Source organism: Vibrio anguillarum, from assembly GCF_001989995.2.
Taxonomy (GTDB): domain Bacteria; phylum Pseudomonadota; class Gammaproteobacteria; order Enterobacterales; family Vibrionaceae; genus Vibrio; species Vibrio anguillarum.
The window spans coordinates 1-19,038 of record NZ_JAHGUP010000004.1; the positions used below are offsets into that span (position 1 = coordinate 1).

Sequence of the window (19,038 nt, forward strand, 5' to 3'; positions counted from 1 at the left end):
TATGGCAGTCCTTCATCCAAAAAGCTTCTTTGCAACGCTGTCGGATTAATCATGCCCATCACACGAGACAGCGTATCTGCAGAAGGAATACCAGCGTCAAAGTGACCATATCGTTTGAGGAAATCTAAGCGAGCATTGCCAAAATCGATAATGCCATCCCAGCCATCATGACCCGACAAAACGCCACAAATTGTCAGCAAAATAATGTCTGATAATTTGTGTGCTATTTTATTTTCCTGTCGATAATCTTTAATGATTTGAAAGTGCATAAATGGGTTGGTTAACTCGCTCATATTTAGGCTCCTATATTGTCTAGGAGCAATTAGAAAACAACAAAAATGATCCACAAGCAGATCTTGATTTTCATTTGGTTACATTCAATAGTTGGGATTCGTGATAGGTTCAAAGCGGATTCTTAGCATCTTTGCAGCCCTTATATATCAACGACCTTCATGCGGTTTCCCTGCTGCCTGGTCTAAGCTTTTTCTTCTTCTTTTCTAAACGCAAACCTCACCAGCACAATCGCAACGCCAAGCATGCCGCCCAGTAAGGTTCCAAGCACCGCTATCAATGCTCGTTTGGGCTCATCACGGCTAATCGGCGCTTCTGGTTGCTCTAAGTAAGCGTAACCTTGCACTTGCGCTGGTTTTACTTTACCTAATAGCTCAACCTGCTGAACTTGGGCTTGCAGCAGCGCTAAGCGTGGTTCAAACACACTTAAATTCGTTATACTTTTTAATGCATCGACTTTGGCTTGCAATGCTTTACTACCAATACTAATGGCAAACAGCTTCTCTTCATTCAGATTTTGTACAGGCTCATTAATATTGGCCGCTTTTGCAATTGCCAATGCATTCTGCACTCGCGCCAATTCCACCTGCAGGCGCAATTGGGTTTGCTGCTGCAAACTACTGTATTGCTGGCTAAGTTGGTTATGTTTTACCGTCAATTTACTGGTAAGGTCATTGGTTAGCTGCTGGTTCAGTTGTTGGTTAATAAAGTCGATATAGGCGTTAAGCAACACTAAACTGCTGGCTTTATCAATTGACTGAAAGCTGAGATAAAAATCACCCGCTTGTGTCTTACCCACTTCTTGAGCCGTAATTTTGCCATACCAACTTTGATAAAAGCGCGCCACATCATCAGTTTCGTTATTTTCATTCACTTTAAGCTGTTGCTGCTCAATGGCTAAAAAAGTAGGGTTACTTTGCATAAAGCGCTTTTTATTGTCATTAGTATTAAATGCACGCACAAAACGCTGGAAAATAGTGGCTGGGTTAATTAAGCCATCAAGCTCTTTACTCACAATAATGGTGCCATCTTCTTGGTAGAGATCAAACAATGGCTGATACTGCTTCACCTGTTGCAGGAAGGTTACAACTTGGCTTAATTCAGGCTGGGTAACGGTTGCTTTAGCGCTCCACCACTGCTGCGCCGTCAATGCATATACCACCGCCATCACAGCAAACAAAACAGTGCACAGCACTATGGTCAATTTCCCTTGCCATAGCACACTAAACAACTCACGCAGGTCAATTTCATCATTATTGCTTTGCTGATAGTAAGAAGGCACTGGTGGGTATGAAGAGTGCGAAAAAGGGGATTGATTCACAGTGTTGATCCTATCATTGGTTTTTAGGCACGCTACCGCCCTTAGGTATCCGCTCCTAAAGGCTGACTGTTTAAATTGTTGTTCAAGCTTTATCGAATTTGTCAATTTCGAGCCACCTTGCCACCTTGCCACCTTGCCACCTTGCCACCTTGCGTGCCGAAGTTTAAAGCAAAACCCTTTTCAAGGCTAGACGTTCAATGAGAAAAGCGAGCTTTTGTGATTACAGCCACTAGCTAAGCCGCTATAATGCGCATAATTGTTCGTATTATAACCATAGGAATTTTGTATGATCATCGTAACGGGTGGCGCTGGCATGATTGGCAGCAACATTATCAAAGCGCTAAATGAACAAGGCATTACTGATATTCTTGTTGTCGATAACTTAAAAAATGGGCGTAAATTCAAAAACCTAGTTGATCTGGACATTGCCGATTACATGGACCGAGACGATTTCTTGGTGCAGATCATGTCTGGTGAGGATTTTGGTCCTATCGAAGCCGTATTTCATGAAGGCGCTTGCTCTGCCACTACCGAATGGGATGGCAAGTATGTGATGCTTAATAACTATGAGTATTCTAAAGAACTACTGCACTACTGCTTAGAGCGCGGCATTCCATTTTTGTATGCTTCATCAGCCGCAACCTATGGCGATACCAATACCTTCATTGAAGAAAAAGAGTATGAAGGTGCGCTGAATGTATACGGCTATTCCAAACAGCAGTTTGATAACTATGTACGCCGTATTTGGCAAGAAGCACAAGCACACGGTGAGACCCTTTCCCAAATTACCGGTTTTCGTTATTTCAATGTCTATGGCCCGCGTGAACAGCACAAAGGCTCAATGGCTTCTGTTGCTTTTCATTTAAATAATCAAATGAATGCCGGTGAAAACCCGAAACTGTTTGCAGGTAGTGAAACCTTCCAGCGTGATTTCGTTTATGTAGGTGACGTTGCGGCTGTGAACTTATGGTTTATGAACAACGGTGTATCTGGTATTTATAACTTGGGTACTGGCAACGCAGAATCTTTCCAAGAAGTGGCTAAAGCCGTTATCAAGCACCATGGTAAAGGTGAGGTTGAAACCATTCCATTCCCAGATCACTTGAAAGGTGCGTACCAAGAGTTCACTGAGGCCGATTTAACGAAATTGCGCGCCGCAGGTTGTCAGCATCAATTTAAGACGGTGGCTGAAGGTGTGGCTGAGTATATGATGTTGATTAATAAGTAGTGAGGCTGTAATCACCCCCTCCTAACCTCCCCCTAAAAGGGGGAGGAATTAATAAACATCTCTCCCTAAAAGGGGAGGAATGAAAAATTGATCATGTTTCTTAGACATATGAAAAGCCCTTGCTGCTAACTCGTGGAGTATTAATGAATATATTAATGGCCTTATCTCAACTTGAGGTCACTGGGGCAGAGGTTTACGCCACAACCGCTGGTGATGAACTAACAAAGCGTGGGCATAAGGTATTTTATGTTTCCGATACGCTAACAAAACCTCACCAAGGGCTATTTTATAAACTCCGTTTTAATAAACGCAGTATTCCTCGCCGCTTTTGGCATGTGGGTTATCTTATTTATCTGATTAAGAAACACCATATCCAGCTAGTGCATGCTCACTCTCGCGCCTCCAGCTGGAGTTGTCACATTGCTTGCAAATTAACAAATACGCCTATGGTCACCACAGTACATGGTCGTCAGCCTGTACACGCATCTCGTAAAAAATTTCACGCCATGGGTGACAAAGCACTACCGGTTTGTGAGGCCATTGAACAACAACTCATGACTGAATTGAATGTTCCACAAAGCTTGCTCGTCGTAAGCCGAAACGGCATTGAAACGCAAGAATTCACTTGGCAAAACGCTCCTCAAAATAGCAAACCCGTGGTCAGTATTATTGGTAGGTTAACCGGCCCAAAAGGGGATCTTTGTTATCGGTTGCTCGATGAGTGTTTAGACTCAGCGAAATACCACATTCAGGTCATATCTGGCTCTAAAATTGAAGCACGTTTTGATAAGTTTACTTCCGACGTTCACTTTCTTGGTTATTCACAAGATGTCGTCTCGATACTTGCTCAATCAGACTTAGTCATTGGGGCTGGCAGAGTGGCAATGGAATCTTTGCTATGTGGACGGCCTACCCTGGCAATCGGTGAGGCAAGTGCAATTGGTATTGTCGATGACGATAATATCGCTGCGGCCATGGCAAGCAACTTCGGTGACATCGGGCCGAAAGATCTCGATATTGATTTTGCAAAAATTAGTCAATATGTGGAACAAGGGTTAAAAACACCACACTGCTCGCCACAAGTCAGAGAGATAATTCAGCACAGCTACAGCTTAACCAATGTGGTCGATCAAATAGAAGATATTTATCAAACGGTTTACGTTGAAAAACTGCGTAAAGAGATGCCAATCATCATGTACCATCGTTTTATTAAGGATGATAGTGAAAAAGGCGTACATGGAACCTATCTGCATATTGACATGCTTGAAAAGCACTTCAACCTGCTAAAAAAAATGGGGTTTGAAACGCTAACCTTTAAAGATTTAGCGGATAAAGGACTCATTCACCGCCTTGAATCAGGCAAGCGCTATATCATCTTAACGGTTGATGACGGGTATCAAGATAACTACGAATTGATGTTGCCGCTATTACGAAAATATGGTTTTAAAGCGGTTGTCTATATAGTAACGGGGGAGGGTTTTAACCGTTGGGATGTTGAAGTACCGAGCAACCCAGAAAAACCAGTGCCTTTAATGTCTCGTCAGCAAGTCAAAGCATTACACGATTCAGGGCTAGTTGAAATTGGGGGTCATACAATGACTCATCCATTTCTCAGCAAACTCAGTGAATCTGAACAGCGTCAAGAGATCTCACGCAATAAGCTTGAACTCGAAGAGCTACTAGACGAACAACTGGTTTCTTTTGCATACCCCTATGGCGATCATGATGCGCACTCAAAACAGATCGTGCATCAATGTGGCTATCAATTTGCGGTTGCAACCAACAGCGGCCCATTGTTAATGCATCAAGATCCATATCAAATACGACGTATTGCTATTTTCCCTAAAACCGATGTATTTGGCCTATGGCGTAAAGTACGCGGTAATTATACGTTTCGTAAATTAGGAAACTAACTATGGCGTGCAAATAATAACAACTTTAGTTTATTAACCGAAACTCATACTAAGGGATTGAATATGTCTGGTTTCTCTTTTATAGAAAAATTGCGTAATAAAATTAGGATTAAACCGAACAATCATATTCAGGTTGGTAAAAATACTCGAATCCGTTACTGTGACATTCACGTTAATGGTAAAAACAATCACCTTATCATTCATGATGGTGCTAATTTAAAAGGCGTCTCAATTGAGTTGAATGGTGAAAACTGTACCTTAGAAATCGGGACAAATTGTGTTATAGGGGAGAATTGCTTTTTCTCTTGCCGAGAACGTAATACTCAACTTTTTATCGGTGACAACTGTATGTTTTCACGTAATGTAAAGATAATGACCAGTGATGGCCATGATATATTGCGTGATGGGAAGCGTATCAATTTAGCTAAAAGTATTTATATCGGTTCACGAGTTTGGTTAGCCGATAACGTCACTGTATTAAAAGGCGTGTCAATTGGCAATGGTTCGATCGTTGGTATTAACTCAACAGTAACACATTCCGTTGCCGATAACTCAGCAGCAGCGGGTAATCCTGCTCGAGTTATCGCTGATTCTATAGTTTGGCAGGAAGAGTTAACTTTTTAAACTAACCGTTTACTCATTATTCAATAAATATTATTTAAAAAGATGGCGAATTTTTATCCTTTCCTATCTCTGAAAAACGGATCAACAAGCCACATAAGATCGTTAGTAAATAAATAAGATGTGTATGGTGCAAAGGAACATCAGTTAAACCTGCAAGCATAAGCATAATAAGCATGCTATTAACTAGTGGATTACCGATATATTTAACACCCGAACAAGTAAAATTAATGATTAAAGTAAAACAAAATAAAAACATTACCAGAGTTCCCACCACCCCATAGCGGGCTAAAGAATCTAAATATTGATTATGTAAATGGGGCTGAATAGCTGCACCACGATTTTTCATACCGGAAATGCTGTCTTGCAAACTGTCATCCCCAAGACCCAAAATAGGGTCATGAACAATCACATCCAAACCATGCTTCCATAAGTCGAACCGAATACCGATAGAGGTATTATGGTTCCCTTTCTCTATCATCGAAATTTCGTATTGCGTCTGTTTAATCCGAGTATCAATTTCTTTCTCAAAAAATGCATAAAATAGCACCGAAATGACACATATTGAAAAACACAAAAAAATATAATGTTTAACGGTCGGCTTTACTGCAACAATCATCAAATAAAGAATCGCCACAGGTAAAAAGAGAATTACCCCTCGCACATCGGTCATGATAATGGCCGCCAATGAAAGCAAGCCGCCTATACCAGCAAGCGTTTTCAACACTTTATCTGATTGATTTAAAACAAAGTAAACGCAACACAACAAGAGAAAAGAGACATATAAAGCATAAGGTATCGGGTTTGTCGCAATGCCAACACGCGCAATGTTCATCACAAAATGTTCATACAACGCATTTAGCCCACAAATAACTGAAGCTAATGCAACAATGTAATAAATCCACTGGCGTGATATTTTATTCCACGGCACAAAAAGCAAATAAACCAAACTTGCAATCAACGTTCTAGGTAAAGAAAATTCATCACCACGGACAAAGTGATAGCCAGAGAAAATCACTATCATCAATAATCCAGAGATAAAAAAGCCCCTTAACTCTGAATTCCAGTTTTCACTAATTGCATGTCGATATTTTAACAAGCAATAAAGAGAAACTATTGGTATCAACCGTGAAAGAATAAACTTACTATCAGAAAAATTAAATATAAGCATTAACACGACCACTAATGGTGATAGTAAAAATAACTTTTCTATATGATTAATTTTTTTATTTTTTATAAGCATTATTTGCTAAGGCCATTTTTACTTTGCGATACAGTGAGTACAATTCACGAGTGGGTTTTCTGTGCAATGGAGCCTTGGGTTGCTGTTCGTTTTGAAACGTTGTGTCAAAGTATTGAGGATTTGCAACCACACTTGGTAAAAATAAAAATGAAGGCATCTGATGCAAATATAGTGACCCCATATAGTTATCAACAGGCATCGACCAATACTGTGAAGCTTTAAGTAATTTCGTTGCTGCATCAGGAGAAAGTGCATAAGCTCTAGTGCCACCAAAATTATTACTTAGAAAATAGATGTCGTAGTTCTTTGCCTGTTCCTTCAAGAACAGTTGACTGCGTTCACAAGCTTCCTCCAATCTCAAAAAGCCATATTCTTGGGTTTTAATTTTGATTAGATCAATAAAATGTATAAAGCAGGGTAATAGCTCAGCATCATCCTCTAAAACAATGATCGGCTCATTCAACTCAACACTCTTTTGCCAGAGTAGGTAATGGCTCGCGTAGCAGCCCATCTCCCCTTTTGAAGGCATTTTACCACTGGTAAACCATAACCGCTTGGTATAGTCATAATTGGCAAATAAAGGGTGTGGCGGAACAACTCGACCATCAATCGCATCAAAGAACTCAAAATCTAGGCCGTAATTAGCCATTTGTTGCTCAATGGATGCTCGTCTTTCTAGGCTGTTTTTAAGGCTAATAACGTAGATTTTCATCACAAAAACTCGAATTTCTATAATATGCTCGCCAACATGCTGCACAATACTTATTCTCAGGTTGAGGCGGATTAGAGCATATCTTGCCTAGCATTTGAATGCATTTTTTAATAGAAATTGAGTTTTATCAAACGAGCGCTGTGCTAGAATGGCCGCAAAATAAGAATGACGGTGAAAAATGAAGTTACTGATTGTGGGCCCTTCATGGGTAGGCGATATGGTGATGTCACAAAGTTTATATCAACGCCTTAAGCAACAGCACCCTGATGCACAAATTGACGTTCTAGCCCCCGCTTGGTGCAAACCTATTTTGGAACGCATGCCAGAAGTTAATTGCGCGATTGAAATGTCGATTGGGCACGGCGCTTTTAATCTTGCAGGTCGATGGGCGCTCGCACAAGAGCTAAAACGCAACAATTACACTCATGCCTATGTCTTACCAAATTCGGCAAAATCAGCACTCATACCGCTATTTGCGGGTATTCCTTCTCGTACTGGCTGGAAGGGTGAGTTTCGCTACGGCTTACTTACTGATCTTCGCCCTAATCGTAAAGTGTTCCAGTATATGGTTGAACGCTATGTGGCTCTTGCTTATTCAAAAGAAAGCATGCTCGATGAAGTACAGCTAGAAAACTGCCCTCACCCTTCTTTATTAGTTGATAGCAAAGCTCAGCAATATGCCATTTCAAGATTAGGCTTATCGACAACCAAACCAATTGTCGGTTTATGCCCAGGGGCTGAGTTTGGTCCGGCTAAAAGATGGCCTGACCACTATTATGCTCAAGTTGCACAACACGCTATTGAAAGCGGCTATCAAATCTGGCTTTTTGGCTCGACCAAGGATAGCAAAGTATGTGACCTCATTCGTTCAGCACTTAGCACCGAACAACAAAAATATGCCTTTAATCTAGCTGGACAAACCTCACTTGTTGAAGCTGTGGATCTGTTGGCTGCTTGCCATACCGTCATCAGTAATGATTCAGGATTAATGCATGTCTCCGCCGCCGTAGATTGTAATATCGTCGCAATTTATGGATCAAGCTCACCGCAATACACGCCACCGCTAACTGAGCGCTTAGAAATGGTGTATACCGATATTGAATGCCGCCCATGCTTTAAGCGAACCTGCCCATTAGGGCACTTAAATTGCCTAAATCAACTGCAACCGGTGCAAGTTATTCAAGCTTTAGATAGATTTATTGGAAAAGATTCATGAAACACCTCTGGTTTGAAAAAGGGGCTTATGCCTCGAAGGCCGCGCGCCAATACTTGAATGGTTATTTTAATCCTTTAGCGATCAAGAAAATTGCCGTCATTCGCCATGCTGCGCTCGGTGATCAAGTCATTGTGCGCCCCTTTTTGATTGAAGCTCGGAAGTTCTTCCCTCATGCAGAAATAACATTAGTCACCGTTTCAAACTACCTCTATGGAACACCAGCAGAGTTAGCGGATAAAACAGTGGTAATGAAAAGCCGTGAGGATTCAAAACACTTATCACTCAAGCAAAAATGGCAAGACTACAGCCAACTGGAAGAGCAAGATATTATATTTGATGTCGCTGGGACAAATCGTTCTTACTGGATGACATTACTGACTAAAGCAAAACTCAAAGTTGGCTTTCCTTACACGCCATTTTTATGTGGCACCTTGTATAACTTGGCAGTATTTCGCTCTGACTTTCAACCAGAAGTAGAATGCATGCTCGATATGCTTAAAATCCTTGGCCACAGCCCAAGCTATCCTCTCGATTTTGCCTACCCAGACAACAGGCAACTTTGTGATTTTGAGACACCTTACCTTGTCTATTTCAGTGGAGCTTCGCAGCTGAGAAAAATCTTATCTAAGCCTGAAATGCGTGCTGTCATCGAGCAAACTATTGAGCAGCAACCCAATGTAAAACATGTCTTCCTTGAGGGAAAAAATGAGTTTGAAAAAGGTGAGTATCTACAAGATCTTGCAAAGGCTGGAAAATTAACGATTCAGCCATGCTTACCTTTAGATGAATTAGTCACGTTTATTGCGAAAGCAACGTTAGTGATTGCTCCAGACACAGGCATACGCAATGTGGCCATATCGACCCACACACCAACTGTTGGTTTTTTTTACGCTACCGTCCCTTTTCGTTATACACCACTTTATGAAACACATACGATCGTGATGAATGCCAATGGTGAAAAGCCTTCTACTGAGCAAATTACTGCAGCGATTACTGCCACGTTGAAACAGCGCTCGATAACCGAAAAAAACAGATAGGATCAATCAATATGAGCCAAGTAACCGTATTAATCGCCAACCGATTAATCCGCTTGACCGGGAATATTTTTAAAATACTCGCTTACCCATTTCATTGGGTGTTTCCAAAATTGCGTTTTACCATTCCTGCCTATTCACCAGCAAAATTGGCACGCTCTAATCGCAGCGCTATCCCACGTACAATTTGGCAAACCAACTTTACCGATCAAGCCTCTCTACCCGTTTATATTAACTACTTATTTAATCGATTAATGTCGCTCAATTGTGACTATCGCTATGTGAGTACCGAAGCCCGTGGTGAGTATTTACAAACCCACGCATCAACTGAAATCTATGATGCTTACATGCGGCTAACCAACGGCGCTGCTCAAGCCGATTTATGGCGTTTGGTCGTACTCAATAACGAAGGGGGCGTCTATATGGACATTGATGCAACTTTGGTATGGTCTCTCGATAAACTGATTGGCGATGAACAACAAGCGGTTTACATAAAGATTGACAACAATACCCGTTTTACCAACTACTTTATCGCCTCAGCACCTAATAATAACGACCTCAGCCAAGCGATTGAAAAAGTACTGCATAACATTGAGAACTACGACCCTAAAATGGGCGTTTATTATTCAACCGGGCCTGGCGTATTTGATGAATTACTAAAAGGCAGAGAAGATCTTTGCACAAAAGATAGAAAATACGTTTGTATTCAAGGTAGTTTTACCAATGAACATTTTCAATATATAGATCGCCCTCGTTCGAAGTGGACTCACATTAATCCGGATGATTTGGTAAAGAAAAAGGAACCGTAGAGTGGTGATTCGAGCTCTCTATACCTTACTGCTCTGTGTAGCTTCTCCTTTTTTAATGTGGAGCTTGTACAAAAAGCGGCCGGGCAAGCCGTGTGTTGGTGCTCGCTGGAAAGAGCATTTTGGCTTCACGCCACCGCTTAAAACTAATCAATCCCCTATTTGGATCCACGCGGTATCCGTTGGAGAAACGCTTGCCGTTTCTCCACTGATAAAAAAACTCAAATCACAATATCCTGATCAACCGATTGTCATTACAACAACAACGGCTACGGGCGCTGAGCAAGCGGCTAAATTACAAGGCATTGCCGAACATCGCTATATGCCATTTGACTTCTCTTTTGCCGTACACGCTTTCATCAAGCGGATAAAACCAAGCCAAATGCTGATCATGGAAACTGAACTTTGGCCGAACACGCTGCATACTGTTGCAAAAGCGGGCATTCCTATCACTGTTATTAATGCTCGCTTATCTGAGCGTTCATGCCAACGCTACGCTAAATTTCAACCGATATTTAACTTGTTAGCCTCTCACTTAACCCATGTACTTTGTCAGTACCCAGATGATGCGCAGCGCTTCATTCGACTCGGATTACCTGCTGACAAAGTGACAGTCACCGGTTCGATGAAGTTTGATATCAATATCGATCAACAAACCATAGAAAAAGGCCAGCAGTTAAGGCATCAACTAGGTAAAGAACGACCAATTTGGATTGCCGCAAGCACTCACCAAGGTGAAGATGAACAAGTGTTAGCCGCTCATGCAAAAGTACTTAAAGCACACCCTAGCGCACTGCTTATGCTTGTTCCGCGCCACCCTGAGCGATTTAATGCTGTTTTTGAGTTATGCAAAACACAATTTATGAGTGTTCTGCGAACTCAAACAGAGAATAAACTCGATCTAGAAGTACAGGTCTATCTAGCTGATACTATGGGGGAGATGCTAGTACTCATGGGATCTGCTGACATTTGCTTTATGGGCGGAAGCTTAGCGGGTGACAAAGTCGGTGGACATAATTTACTCGAGCCAGCTGCGCTTGGTTTACCCATGTTGACTGGCCCAAGCTATTACAACTTCAGTGAAATCACTCAAGCCCTCAATCAAGCCGATGCTTGTGTGATCACACAAGATGCAGAGCAAATTGCACAAATGCTTTGTGAATGGTTCACTGATAACAAACAGCGTATTCATTGCGGCAAGCAGGGTTATCAAATCGTAGAACAAAACCGTGGCGCTCTTGCCAAAACACTTGAATATTTAGATTTATAAAGAGAATACTCTTAATGAAACGACTAATTGTTGATCTTGATGGGACACTAACTCAAGCCAATACTTCCGATTATAAAAACGTCCTACCGAGAATGGATGTGATTGAACAACTGCGGAATTATAAGCAAAAGGGGTTTGAGATTGTGATTTCAACGGCGCGTAATATGCGCACTTATGACGGTAACGTCGGTAAAATCAATATCCACACTCTGCCTATCATTACTGAGTGGCTGGATAAACACCAAGTTCCGTATGATGAAATTTTAGTGGGCAAACCTTGGTGTGGACACGACGGCTTTTACATTGATGATCGCGCCGTGCGCCCTACCGAATTTGCCTCGATGAGTTTGGAAGAGATCCACCAACTGTTTGCAAAGGAAAAATCATGTTCCTGATAATGTCTGGTGCCTACGTCGGCCAAGAATTGGAATCTGAATTTGGACGTATTCCACCTAGCTTTCTACCTTTAGGCAATCGACCTCTTTTCCAACATCAAGTCGCTTTAGCACCGCAGGGGGTGCAGATCTATCTCTCCTTGCCCGAGTCGTTTACCATCTCAGAAATCGACAGTCAGTGGCTTGAACAGCATCAGGTGACGATTATCGCTACGCCTGATGGACTGAGCCTTGGCGCTTCTTTGGTTGCTGCACTCAATATTAGTGGCCACTCACTTAATGCACCATTGCACATCCTCTACGGTGATACGCTTTTTAATCAACTTCCTGTTGGCGATGATATTGTCAGCGTTTCCACCGCGAAAGACAGTTATAACTGGGCCGTATTGACTAATGATGAAGTTGATTGGCTACAAGATGCCAACACTCCAATGAATCACGAAAGTCAGCGGATCATTGATGGCTACTTCAAGTTCAGCCGCCCACGGGAACTGGTTCGCAGTATTACACAGAGTGAGTGGCAATTTATTGCTGGTCTTAACCGCTATCATAAAAACGTAGGCTTAAGTGCCGTTAACTCGATTGGCTGGCTCGATTTTGGTCATGTGAATACTTACTATCACTCCAAGGCTGAATTCACCACCCAGCGCGCCTTTAATGAACTAACCATAACCGCCAAATGGATTGAAAAATCGAGCATAAAGAACCAAAAAATCGCTGCCGAAGCCTACTGGTTTGACAATCTGCCGATGACGATGCGTGGTTTCATTCCACAATATTTAGGCAGCCAAAACAGCGAAGGGAAAATTTCCTATCGCTTAGAATATCTCTACCTCACTGCGCTGAATGAGTTATTCGTTTTTTCCAAGCTGCCGAGTCAAATCTGGCAAAAAATCTTAGCCAGCGCGGTGGAGTTTTTAAGCCTATGCCTTGAGCAACCTACCGAGCCGAATGATCCCATCAATACTCTCGACATACTGTTTGCCGATAAAACCACTCTACGCCTTAACGAATTCTGTGCATCGCGACGCATCACGTTAGAAAAAAAGTGGCAATTTGCAGGACAAGATGTCTCGCTCGCGCAAATTCTGCGCGATAGCCAAAAACATCTGCCTAATGGAGAACCCTTACTGGGCGTCTTGCACGGTGATTTTTGCTTTAGCAATATTTTGTATGACTTCCGAGACAACAAAATTAAAACGATCGACCCTAGAGGGATGACGCCTGACGGGCAGAAAACACTGTATGGTGATATCCGCTACGATCTCGCTAAGCTGAGTCATTCGATTCTAGGTTTATATGACTGGATTATTGCCGGTTACTACCATGTTGAGATTGCCGATAACGCGATCGAATTAAAGATTGCCGAACAGAGTCAACATAAAGAGACGCAGCAAGGCTTTATCGAGTTAATTGAACAGACTTTTGGCCTCACGGCGAAAAATCTCTACGCGATGCAAATTCAACTTTTCTTATCGATGTTGCCTTTGCATGCCGATGATCGTCACCGTCAAGATGCTCTATTTGCCAATGCATTTCGTCTCCACCAAATTTTATTGAGGCTTGATCAATGATTGTGATCCCAATGGCGGGAATGAGTTCTCGCTTCTTTAAAGCAGGTTATACACAGCCGAAATATATGCTTGAAGCCCACGGTCAAACCCTGTTTGAACACTCGGTCAACAGTTTTGCCGAGTATTTTGCTAACACACCGTTTCTGTTCATTGTGCGTAATGCTTACGACACCCCAGCGTTTGTGCGCGAAAAAGCCACTCAACTTGGCATTAAACAGTTTTACATCGCTGAATTGCATACAGAAACTCGCGGCCAAGCCGAAACGGTGACTTTAGGGTTAGAAGAACTCGCAAAACAGGGCGTGGACTATCAAGGTTCGATCACTGTGTTTAACATCGACACATTCCGTCCGAACTTTGTATTCCCGGACATTAGTCAACATAGCGATGGCTACCTAGAAGTGTTTCAGGGCAGCGGTGACAACTGCTCTTTCGCCAAACCAGAACATGCCGGCAGTACTAAAGTGATCCAGACCGCGGAGAAAAACCCGATTTCCGATCTCTGTAGTACCGGGCTTTATCATTTCAATCGCAAAGAAGATTACTTGGAGGCGTATCGCGAATACGTTGCCAGACCAAGCCAAGAATGGGAGCGAGGCGAGCTATACATTGCACCGATCTACAACCTGCTCATTGAAAAAGGGTTGAATATTCACTACCACTTGATCGCACGCCATGAGGTCATTTTTTGTGGCGTGCCAGATGAGTACAGTGACTTTTTGAGGCAGCCACAACCATGATCAATATTGATGATGAAGCGATCACCTTTGTTGTGCAGGGGCCAGTGCAAGCCAGTGCCAGTCGCCAGCAAATCTCGGGCATCACAGAGCAGTGCTTGAAGTCCATACTGCGCTTTTTTCCTAAATCGACCATCATTCTGTCGACTTGGAAAGGGCAGCCGTTGGATGGCCTTGATTACGACCAAGTGTTGGAATTGGATGATCCCGGCTCAAATACCGTTTTTTATGACGGTAAGCCGCTCAAACTCAATAACAATCGTCAGATGTACAGCACTCACATGGGGCTGAAAGCGGTAACAACGCCTTACGCAGTTAAGCTGCGTACCGATAATCTGCTGACTGGTCGCCAATTTGTTGAACTGTATCAAGAGTATGCCGATCTACCCAGAGCACAAAATTATCAGTTTTTGACTCAGCGAGTGCTCACCAGCAGTACGTTTTTTATTTCAAGCCACTACGGGCATCCGGTTCATTTTCATAAAAGCGATCTGTTTGATTTTGGCCTAGCTCAAGATCTATTAAAAATTTGGTCTGATCGCTGGATACCAGAACTACATTTCACTCTGAAACCGGGTTACAAAGCACGCCACCCAGCAACGGAGCAAATTTTATGTCTAAATTGGATCTCAGCGCTACTCAGTGAAGAGCACCATATCGAGAGTAAAACCTGCGATCATGCAGGGTTAGGTGAAGAGTTTTGGCCACAGTTTATGGCCAATAACTTACTCATGGATTGTCCAGAAAATATTGGATTGGATGTCACTGAGCGCTTCTATAAACGAGGTAATCTGGCGCTTGAATATGACTTAAATGATTGGCTATATCTTAACGGTTTGATCTCTAAAAATACTCTAATCGATAAAAAGCGTATTTATAGAGCATATAAAAAATGGACAGGATTGATGATTAAGAAAATCCATCCAACTCGAGTGACAAAATAAGAGTTTCCAATTGATAGCAAAGCGAGTGAACAAGATTAATTGACTATGAAAACCCAAAAACGCTTTTTAACTGTTAATGAGCTTATTCAGTTAAAAAAGTCCCATATCACGCTCAAAAAGTGGTTTAAGAAAGCCTATAAGATCGCTGAGCCACTCGCGATTGAGCCACACACACTTTAGTATCTCAAGAAATCATTTGTGGCAAATGGGGGCATTTTCATACTCCCATTCTGCACTGCCAGTAGATTCAATCGTTGGTCGATACTGCTCGATCTCTGGCGGTTTAAAAATAATCGGTACTGAGCATCCTCTCCACACCTTTACAACATCGCCATTAACTTATGAGTATGATTTTCTGGGTGGTGAGCGCCAGCCATTCGCACTAAAACCGCTCAAAACAGCAGAAAGATTGGTCATAGGTAATGATGTATGGATTGGACAGAATGTATCTTTAAAGGCAGGGATAAAGATTGCTGATGGTGCAGTGATCGCAGCCAATGCAGTCGTAACCAAAGATGTCCCTCCATACGCAGTTGTCGGCGGCATTCCGGCCAAAGTGATAAAATATCGCTTCTCAGAAAGTGAGATCTGTCAGCTCCTAGAACTAAAATGGTGGAATTATCACTATAAAGATTTTGTAGGTATGGATTTGAATTTCTCAGGTGCACAGCTGTGTGACTATTTTGGCCAACAACTCCTCAAACTTAAGCCATATACACCAGAAAAAATTCATCTAAGCTAGCTGACCTGTGCTTTATCCTACAAGACATATGCCACTGGACTAATGTATTCCCCCTCCGTTTTGGTCATAAAACAAAAAACGCAATCGTCAGCCAATTGCGTTTTTTAATATATCAATCACTAAGAATACAGAATTAAGCTACTTGAGGTATCACTCAGTTCAGATGGGTCAGCTAGCCCCTTACTGAAATTTCATTGATTTATCCCTAACCAGTGTTCTGCTAATACTCTCGCACCTTCATAATTAAGATGATTATTATCCATATACAAAGGAGTACTATTTAGCTGACTTTTACAACTAACCTCATCACAAATAATTGATAAGATTGGGATAATTTCAACTTGTGGATATTTTTTTGCAATCTCATCAATAATTGTATTTGTCATCTCCTGACGTTCAATCATTGCACTTAAAGGTAAATCACAGGATGCATCTTTCATCCATCCATAGGTAGCTTTCTTAACTAAACAATTGCTAGGATTGAAGTCATAATCTGGCACTTGTTCAAACAAAATAGGCTTGATACCAGCTTCAACCAAATGCTTAATTGTCCGTTCTAAACCTTCTTTGAAAGCTCTACGGCTATTATCAATCGATTCGCTATAATCCGTTTCATCGCCTAAGTAGACACGACTACCTTTCTCGCCAACAGAACGTGTTGTTTCTACATACATAGTCCAACGTCCAGCTAAAAAAACCACATCCGGCTTCAACTCAGCTAACTTAAGGGCTATTTCATTATTACGTTCAGAACACTTTTGCTCTGGCTTTCCATGTTTAATCAAATCGCTTCCAATAACAGGAGGGCAGCCACCTAAACCTCCAAACAGTGCAGCAAACCCCTCTTGCTTGCCTAAAACATCAACAAAACTTCTAAAATGGCCTGCATGTGAATCCCCCCAGATATAAGCTGTAATCGGTTGCTCGATGTCTCCTATCACTGGTGATTCAAAAGGGTACGAATCCACAATCTGCATACGATGATTCTTATTATCATCAAACGTATAAGCGGATTGGCTAAATATCGCTTGGACTGAATCACTGAATCGTGTTGGATAACCATCTTGCGCAACAATCTGTTTAGCAATCACGACCGAACATCCAATCGGCAAAATCAAATAAAACAAGTAAACCCATCGCTTGCCAATCTGCGCATGCCGCAAAGGGTTTTCTACCCACAGCCAAGAGGCAAAAGAGAGAATAACCGTGATCACTCCACAAATGATGGCATCGACAATCGTAAAGCTAATGAAATAGTAACGATAAAAAGCCAATACCGGCCAATGCCATAGATACAATGAGTAAGACAAACGACCGATGAGCACCATGGGGCGCAAACTCAATACGTACGAAATAGTGCTGGTTTTTGACGTCCCAGAGACAATGACTAAAGCGGAAGCGATAGTCACAAATAGCGCATGAATACCGGGAAACACATCACTTTCATTCAAAGAGAAAGAGAGCCAAACTAGGCTAACCATCCCGACAATCCCAGTAAAATGATAAAAGCCTCTGGGTAATTCCCTGCTGTTTTGGCTTTTTGAGTAAACCATTATTGCTAACAGCGCTCCCATCAAGAGTTCAAAAGCTCTACTTTGAATTAAATAATAACCAGAGCTGTCTCCTAATCTAGCCATATATTCAGAATAACCAATGAATCCAACTAAAGTCGCAGACATTACTCCCCAGAAAAAGCGCGAATTGAGGTAACGAGCAGCGAGGATTAAGACCATCGGCCAGACAAAGTAAAATTGTTCTTCGATAGATAATGACCAAGTATGGAGTAATGGCAACGTTTCTGAGGTTGGAGCAAAATAACCGGAGTGTTTTTCAAAGTAAACATTAGCAATGAATGTGCTTGCATACCGTAAGCTATCGGCAAAGCCCATAAAATCATTCGGAGTATAAAGCCAATATGCAAAAACAAGACTTGTCATCGCTACCAGATAAAATAGCGGTAGGATTCTTTTGATTCGTTTTACATAAAACTGATTAAACGAAAATTCTTTATTTACAATCTGAGGATAAATCGCTGACGTTATGATATAGCCAGAGATAACAAAGAAAATATCAACACCAATAAATCCTCCAGGGATCCAATCAGCATTCATGTGGAATAAAACCACCATCAAAACGGCTATCGCTCTCAAACCGTCAATATCTGCTCTATATTTCAGATTACTCATTTAATTCTACTTATTGACTCGCCAGCATTAATTCCCAATGCTCTTTGGTCCAATGGATTTTCCGTTTGATTAATTCCTTTTCAAACGATCGCTTCAATCTATCTAAATTTCCTTTCTTCCAGCTCTCACCTTGTTGCTGGCAGCACTTATCAAAATCAATAATCCATACCTTTTCTTGGCCATCAATCAAGATGTTATGGATATTGAGATCGGTGTGATTGACTTGCGCATCATGCATTTTGCGAATTTCTAGGCCGATTTTCTCATACATTTCAGTCGGTAATGGACGTTCTTGTAAAATAGACACCAGATCGCGGGCATTCGGGATTTTTTCGCTGAGTAAATCGGCCTGATAACAAAAAGTGCGCTTTACTGCTCGCGCTGCAATCGGGCGTGGGACATTTACCCCAGACTCTCTCAGAGTATTGAGCAATTCGAATTCTTGGAAGCTGCGAGTTTTCTTCCAACCTGAGAAAAAGTAGTGATCACTGACCAACTTACCGAACAATCCACCACGCTTATAGTGGCGTAGTGCCGCTTCTACTTTTTCAGCTTTTACAAACCATGTCGTGCCGCGCCCAGTTGCACTACCTGTGACGCTACCAGCCTGCTGCCAAAACTCGGGGTTAAAACAGCGGAGCGGATCTTCAACTAGCAAATGCTCGTCATACCAAATTGTTTGATTCTCTTTTTTCAGCGTTTTCATCGTTTCACTTTTTAATGACGAGATTGAATGTGCTTCATTGTGCTTGTTTGGCATTTTACATTTATCGGCGCTATCTGCATAATTCTTACTAACTTTCTC

Annotated in this window: 16 protein-coding genes and 2 pseudogenes; 12 read left to right on the forward strand and 6 right to left on the reverse strand. The window is 41.9% G+C overall.

Annotated elements, in window-relative coordinates; translation table 11 throughout:
• Nucleotides 1-293, reverse strand: a pseudogene (locus PL85_RS00390) (transposase family protein); the annotation flags it as partial.
• Nucleotides 294-475: 182 nt separating this feature from the next.
• On the reverse strand, nt 476-1,612 hold the full coding sequence (locus PL85_RS00395) for an LPS O-antigen chain length determinant protein WzzB (RefSeq protein ID WP_081245192.1): 1,137 nt from the start codon (nt 1,610-1,612) through the stop codon (nt 476-478).
• A gap of 286 nt (nt 1,613-1,898) precedes the next feature.
• On the opposite strand from PL85_RS00395, the gene rfaD reads away from it, so the two are divergent.
• From rfaD to PL85_RS00410, 3 genes are all read left to right on the forward strand, one after another.
• A complete protein-coding gene (gene rfaD, locus PL85_RS00400; RefSeq protein WP_019282768.1) occupies nt 1,899-2,840 on the forward strand; it encodes an ADP-glyceromanno-heptose 6-epimerase in 942 nt (313 codons plus the stop codon).
• A gap of 143 nt (nt 2,841-2,983) precedes the next feature.
• The gene (locus PL85_RS00405) at nt 2,984-4,753 is read left to right on the forward strand and encodes a polysaccharide deacetylase family protein (RefSeq protein WP_029388338.1); all 1,770 of its coding nucleotides are present in this window, start codon (nt 2,984-2,986) and stop codon (nt 4,751-4,753) included.
• A gap of 63 nt (nt 4,754-4,816) precedes the next feature.
• Nucleotides 4,817-5,377: an acyltransferase gene (locus PL85_RS00410; RefSeq protein WP_019282770.1), complete on the forward strand. Its 561-nt coding sequence runs from the start codon at nt 4,817-4,819 to the stop codon at nt 5,375-5,377.
• 34 nt (nt 5,378-5,411) lie between these two features.
• On the opposite strand, the gene PL85_RS00415 is transcribed toward PL85_RS00410, so the two are convergent.
• On the reverse strand, nt 5,412-6,617 hold the full coding sequence (locus PL85_RS00415) for an O-antigen ligase family protein (protein WP_029388339.1): 1,206 nt from the start codon (nt 6,615-6,617) through the stop codon (nt 5,412-5,414).
• The gene (locus PL85_RS00420; RefSeq protein ID WP_029388340.1) at nt 6,601-7,329 is read right to left on the reverse strand and encodes a glycosyltransferase family 25 protein; all 729 of its coding nucleotides are present in this window, start codon (nt 7,327-7,329) and stop codon (nt 6,601-6,603) included. Before PL85_RS00420 ends, PL85_RS00415 begins: the two co-directional genes overlap by 17 nt.
• Before the next feature lie 178 nt (nt 7,330-7,507).
• Between PL85_RS00420 and waaF the strand changes: the two genes are divergently transcribed.
• The 9 genes and pseudogenes from waaF (at nt 7,508) to PL85_RS00465 (ending at nt 16,047) form a co-directional block, all read left to right on the forward strand.
• Complete coding sequence (gene waaF / locus PL85_RS00425; RefSeq protein ID WP_019282773.1) at nt 7,508-8,545, forward strand: lipopolysaccharide heptosyltransferase II; 1,038 nt, start codon at nt 7,508-7,510, stop codon at nt 8,543-8,545.
• Nucleotides 8,542-9,582: a glycosyltransferase family 9 protein gene (locus PL85_RS00430; RefSeq protein ID WP_069212059.1), complete on the forward strand. Its 1,041-nt coding sequence runs from the start codon at nt 8,542-8,544 to the stop codon at nt 9,580-9,582. Before waaF ends, PL85_RS00430 begins: the two co-directional genes overlap by 4 nt.
• A gap of 11 nt (nt 9,583-9,593) precedes the next feature.
• A complete protein-coding gene (locus PL85_RS00435) occupies nt 9,594-10,388 on the forward strand; it encodes a glycosyltransferase family 32 protein (RefSeq protein WP_019282774.1) in 795 nt (264 codons plus the stop codon).
• Between the two features lies 1 nt (nt 10,389).
• Nucleotides 10,390-11,655, forward strand: a complete 1,266-nt coding sequence (gene waaA / locus PL85_RS00440) for a lipid IV(A) 3-deoxy-D-manno-octulosonic acid transferase (RefSeq protein ID WP_019282775.1) — start codon at nt 10,390-10,392, stop codon at nt 11,653-11,655.
• A gap of 14 nt (nt 11,656-11,669) precedes the next feature.
• Entirely contained in the window at nt 11,670-12,050 is a 381-nt protein-coding gene (locus tag PL85_RS00445; RefSeq protein WP_010320770.1) for an HAD-IIIC family phosphatase, read from the forward strand.
• Nucleotides 12,041-13,624 carry a capsular biosynthesis protein gene (locus PL85_RS00450; RefSeq protein ID WP_081245191.1) on the forward strand — a complete coding sequence of 528 codons (1,584 nt, stop codon included), beginning with the start codon at nt 12,041-12,043 and terminating at the stop codon, nt 13,622-13,624. Before PL85_RS00445 ends, PL85_RS00450 begins: the two co-directional genes overlap by 10 nt.
• Nucleotides 13,621-14,364 carry a glycosyltransferase family 2 protein gene (locus tag PL85_RS00455; RefSeq protein ID WP_019282777.1) on the forward strand — a complete coding sequence of 248 codons (744 nt, stop codon included), beginning with the start codon at nt 13,621-13,623 and terminating at the stop codon, nt 14,362-14,364. The genes PL85_RS00450 and PL85_RS00455 overlap by 4 nt, the downstream gene beginning before the upstream one ends.
• A complete protein-coding gene (locus PL85_RS00460; protein ID WP_019282778.1) occupies nt 14,361-15,305 on the forward strand; it encodes a WavE lipopolysaccharide synthesis family protein in 945 nt (314 codons plus the stop codon). The genes PL85_RS00455 and PL85_RS00460 overlap by 4 nt, the downstream gene beginning before the upstream one ends.
• 45 nt (nt 15,306-15,350) lie before the next feature.
• Nucleotides 15,351-16,047: pseudogene (locus PL85_RS00465) on the forward strand (CatB-related O-acetyltransferase).
• Nucleotides 16,048-16,238: 191 nt separating this feature from the next.
• Here PL85_RS00465 and PL85_RS00470 read toward each other — a convergent pair.
• Both PL85_RS00470 and PL85_RS00475 read right to left on the reverse strand, forming a co-directional pair.
• Nucleotides 16,239-18,233, reverse strand: a complete 1,995-nt coding sequence (locus PL85_RS00470; RefSeq protein ID WP_115339368.1) for an acyltransferase family protein — start codon at nt 18,231-18,233, stop codon at nt 16,239-16,241.
• 10 nt (nt 18,234-18,243) lie between these two features.
• Nucleotides 18,244-18,939: a 3-deoxy-D-manno-octulosonic acid kinase gene (locus PL85_RS00475; RefSeq protein WP_029388341.1), complete on the reverse strand. Its 696-nt coding sequence runs from the start codon at nt 18,937-18,939 to the stop codon at nt 18,244-18,246.
• Between the last annotated feature and the right edge of the window lie 99 nt (nt 18,940-19,038).

Coding starts and splice junctions, on each gene's coding strand:
- PL85_RS00430 (WP_069212059.1), top strand. CDS start 8,542: ATGAAACACCTCTGGTTTGAAAAAGGGGCTTATGCCTCGAAGGCCGCG.
- PL85_RS00415 (WP_029388339.1), bottom strand. CDS start 6,617: ATGCTTATAAAAAATAAAAAAATTAATCATATAGAAAAGTTATTTTTA.
- waaF (WP_019282773.1), top strand. CDS start 7,508: ATGAAGTTACTGATTGTGGGCCCTTCATGGGTAGGCGATATGGTGATG.
- PL85_RS00455 (WP_019282777.1), top strand. CDS start 13,621: ATGATTGTGATCCCAATGGCGGGAATGAGTTCTCGCTTCTTTAAAGCA.
- rfaD (WP_019282768.1), top strand. CDS start 1,899: ATGATCATCGTAACGGGTGGCGCTGGCATGATTGGCAGCAACATTATC.
- PL85_RS00445 (WP_010320770.1), top strand. CDS start 11,670: ATGAAACGACTAATTGTTGATCTTGATGGGACACTAACTCAAGCCAAT.
- PL85_RS00450 (WP_081245191.1), top strand. CDS start 12,041: ATGTTCCTGATAATGTCTGGTGCCTACGTCGGCCAAGAATTGGAATCT.
- PL85_RS00420 (WP_029388340.1), bottom strand. CDS start 7,329: ATGAAAATCTACGTTATTAGCCTTAAAAACAGCCTAGAAAGACGAGCA.
- PL85_RS00460 (WP_019282778.1), top strand. CDS start 14,361: ATGATCAATATTGATGATGAAGCGATCACCTTTGTTGTGCAGGGGCCA.
- PL85_RS00470 (WP_115339368.1), bottom strand. CDS start 18,233: ATGAGTAATCTGAAATATAGAGCAGATATTGACGGTTTGAGAGCGATA.
- PL85_RS00435 (WP_019282774.1), top strand. CDS start 9,594: ATGAGCCAAGTAACCGTATTAATCGCCAACCGATTAATCCGCTTGACC.
- PL85_RS00475 (WP_029388341.1), bottom strand. CDS start 18,939: ATGAAAACGCTGAAAAAAGAGAATCAAACAATTTGGTATGACGAGCAT.
- PL85_RS00410 (WP_019282770.1), top strand. CDS start 4,817: ATGTCTGGTTTCTCTTTTATAGAAAAATTGCGTAATAAAATTAGGATT.
- PL85_RS00405 (WP_029388338.1), top strand. CDS start 2,984: ATGAATATATTAATGGCCTTATCTCAACTTGAGGTCACTGGGGCAGAG.